The organism is Vibrio sp. 2132-1, assembly GCF_033344315.1.
On sequence record NZ_JAWPON010000690.1, the window covers coordinates 1 to 559 of the forward strand.

Annotated in this window: 2 protein-coding genes; both read right to left on the minus strand. The window is 41.0% G+C overall.

Annotation, left to right across the window (positions count from 1 at the left end; all coding sequences use genetic code 11):
* Positions 1-130: 130 nt before the first annotated feature.
* Positions 131-328, minus strand: coding sequence for a hypothetical protein (locus R8N47_RS27410; RefSeq protein ID WP_005466987.1), 198 nt, complete (start codon positions 326-328; stop codon positions 131-133).
* Between the two features lie 8 nt (positions 329-336).
* Positions 337-513 (minus strand): DUF1328 family protein, encoded by a 177-nt coding sequence (locus tag R8N47_RS27415; protein ID WP_005478615.1) that lies wholly within the window; start codon positions 511-513, stop codon positions 337-339.
* Positions 514-559: the final 46 nt, after the last annotated feature.

The window sequence follows — 559 nt, forward strand, 5'->3', positions numbered from 1 at the left end:
TTCATGACTTTCTTTTAGCACATCGAATATGTTCTTCATCTCTGACTCCTTATCGGATTAAGAATAGTTGGTAAAACAAAGGGCGGTTATCACGCCGCCCTTTTTTGCTGTTGATGGATGAGGTGAACGCTTAACAATCTTTGTCTTCCGCGTTCAGATTCTCTTTAAGGTTTTCACAACCATCTTCAATGGCGTTTTGCGCTTCTTCCGCAGTCTCATCCAATTTTTTGCCCGCTTTTTCCATTGGCCCTTCATCACTACACGCCGCTAAAGCAAACACCAAACCAAATACTGCGGCGATACGATAAATAAATGACGTAACTCGCATGCTAACTCCTATCTATTTACGTTTTTCTTTCCAAGTATCACAAATACTATTGATACAATTAATGACAACAGGAACAGATAAAATATCACTTGCGCGACAGCTGCGGCGGCACCGGCAATACCACTAAATCCGAGCACCGCTGAAACGAGAGCCAAAGCAAGGAAAATAAACATCCAACGAACCATGGTGTTGTCTCCTTATTTTTTAAAGTGAAAGCTCAATATTAGTTAT